The organism is Geobacillus sp. LEMMY01, assembly GCF_002042905.1.
In the GTDB taxonomy this organism is placed as follows: Bacteria; Bacillota; Bacilli; order Bacillales; family Anoxybacillaceae; genus Geobacillus; species Geobacillus proteiniphilus.
Map to the genome: position 1 here is coordinate 1 of NZ_MVKA01000074.1, position 2256 is coordinate 2256.

Genomic DNA, 2256 nt, shown 5'->3' on the forward strand with positions numbered 1-2256 from the left:
GATAAGCACCGCCCTGCCCTTCTTGAAATTGAAAATAAATATCGTATATTCCTCCTGGCACCATCAGTCTTCCAACCACCGTCGATGAACAGGATTATTCGGATCAACAATAACAACACCGTTGGAATTAACATCGAGTATATCACCAGGAGGTAGTCGATCAAAATTGATTTGCGAACTTAAAGCAGCATTCATTTGTGCATATCGAACTTGTCGAAATCGTCTAGAGCGAAAGGATCTGGATTGTTGAAATCCTTTTCTTCTCCTAACAGGAGCTTTCAATCGCCGATTCTCCTTTCGTTTCATATGCCATCACCACCTGAAAAGGGTAGTAATAGCATATGTAATATCAAGCAAAAAATTTATAAATTAAACATAAATGGCAATTTATTCTTCAAGCCATTCCAAGTCATCTGGATCATTTTCATCCAAAAGAACCCGACCTTCATCATCTGCTTTAAATACCTTGATTTTTCCAGTTGCAATTAATGATTGAGGATTTGACCTTTTAGTCTCTGTTGTTGGGGTCATATCTTTACACTTTTTTCTTTATTTTTCACCATCCAAAAAACAATTTTGGTGATACCAATTATCCCCATAAATCAGGTGATTTATGATGATAAGTTGTATATAATTATATCATAATCCCCACAAAATGAGGTGAGTCCCCCGTAAAAATTTCTATAAAAGTAATATAGGGGAGTATGTATTGATACATCAAATGTTAATCTGTTTAATTTTCTGGTTTGCATAAGATGTATCCTAGGAACTTATCCAAGATTATCTTAATTTTTTAAGTAATCTTGGTTTTGATACAGAAAAATAAAAAAGAGAAGTCAGATTAATTCTAAATCCAACTGAACATAATCTAAACGCTGTTCCATACGCTTACGTTTATGTTTTACATATAATGAACCGCAGTCTTTTTGAACGCTCCCCCACCTACGCTTAGAGGTGGGAGATTCTTGGGAACACCTGCCCTACGGCAGATGATTCACCAAGCCATCCCCGTGCGTCCCACGGTTTGGCTGCCTTACGAAGACAGCAAACGAAGCCCCTCATTCAAGATATTCCGGGCGGCGTTCTCGTCCCGGTCGTGTACTGCCCCGCAGTGCGGACACACCCATTCGCGGACATGCAGTGATTTCACGTCGGCCTGCCGGCGCCCGCAGCATGAGCACCATTCATCCCCCACTTACGCTCACGCGTGGAAGTGGGGGTCTTCTCGGTTCAAGATAATAAACCCAGACATTATCCTCGATTTATTTTCATATGTAGATTAAATACCGTGGTAACTTCTAAATGCAGAAAGAACACGCTGAAAATCATATGGGTGCATCATGCCATAAAATTTTCGAAATCTAGTAGTAGTAGGTATTTCATTATACCAATCATATTGAACACAAGAAGGTGATCGTAAACCAGCATATCTCCAATGAATAATTTCTATACGATGAGGAAAACGTTTAGATTTCTTTGATCTTGTAATCTTCAATCCAATAGCAAGTACACGACTGCCTCTGAAACCCAAAATAAGAACAGGACGATAAGCACCGCCCTGCCCTTCTTGAAATTGAAAATAAATATCGTATATTCCTCCTGGCACCATCAGTCTTCCAACCACCGTCGATGAACAGGATTATTCGGATCAACAATAACAACACCGTTGGAATTAACATCGAGTATATCACCAGGAGGTAGTCGATCAAAATTGATTTGCGAACTTAAAGCAGCATTCATTTGTGCATATCGAACTTGTCGAAATCGTCTAGAGCGAAAGGATCTGGATTGTTGAAATCCTTTTCTTCTCCTAACAGGAGCTTTCAATCGCCGATTCTCCTTTCGTTTCATATGCCATCACCACCTGAAAAGGGTAGTAATAGCATATGTAATATCAAGCAAAAAATTTATAAATTAAACATAAATGGCAATTTATTCTTCAAGCCATTCCAAGTCATCTGGATCATTTTCATCCAAAAGAACCCGACCTTCATCATCTGCTTTAAATACCTTGATTTTTCCAGTTGCAATTAATGATTGAGGATTTGACCTTTTAGTCTCTGTTGTTGGGGTCATATCTTTACACTTTTTTCTTTATTTTTCACCATCCAAAAAACAATTTTGGTGATACCAATTATCCCCATAAATCAGGTGATTTATGATGATAAGTTGTATATAATTATATCATAATCCCCACAAAATGAGGTGAGTCCCCCGTAAAAATTTCTATAAAAGTAATATAGGGGAGTATGTATT

At 38.1% G+C, this 2256-nt stretch carries 3 protein-coding genes and 1 pseudogene; all 4 read right to left on the reverse strand.

The window, feature by feature from the left end:
- Nucleotides 1-387: 387 nt before the first annotated feature.
- Complete coding sequence (locus B1A75_RS20090; protein ID WP_167367375.1) at nucleotides 388-531, reverse strand: hypothetical protein; 144 nt, start codon at nucleotides 529-531, stop codon at nucleotides 388-390.
- Nucleotides 532-1033: 502 nt separating this feature from the next.
- Nucleotides 1034-1180: pseudogene (locus tag B1A75_RS19140) on the reverse strand (zinc ribbon domain-containing protein); the annotation flags it as partial.
- Between the two features lie 99 nt (nucleotides 1181-1279).
- A complete protein-coding gene (locus tag B1A75_RS19665) occupies nucleotides 1280-1606 on the reverse strand; it encodes a hypothetical protein (protein WP_139761783.1) in 327 nt (108 codons plus the stop codon).
- Nucleotides 1607-1932: 326 nt separating this feature from the next.
- Nucleotides 1933-2076, reverse strand: coding sequence for a hypothetical protein (locus B1A75_RS20095; RefSeq protein WP_167367375.1), 144 nt, complete (start codon nucleotides 2074-2076; stop codon nucleotides 1933-1935).
- Between the last annotated feature and the right edge of the window lie 180 nt (nucleotides 2077-2256).

What these genes read in the sequence shown, in the direction of transcription:
- B1A75_RS20090 (WP_167367375.1), bottom strand. Translation starts at nt 531, where the DNA reads ATGACCCCAACAACAGAGACTAAAAGGTCAAATCCTCAATCATTAATT.
- B1A75_RS20095 (WP_167367375.1), bottom strand. Translation starts at nt 2,076, where the DNA reads ATGACCCCAACAACAGAGACTAAAAGGTCAAATCCTCAATCATTAATT.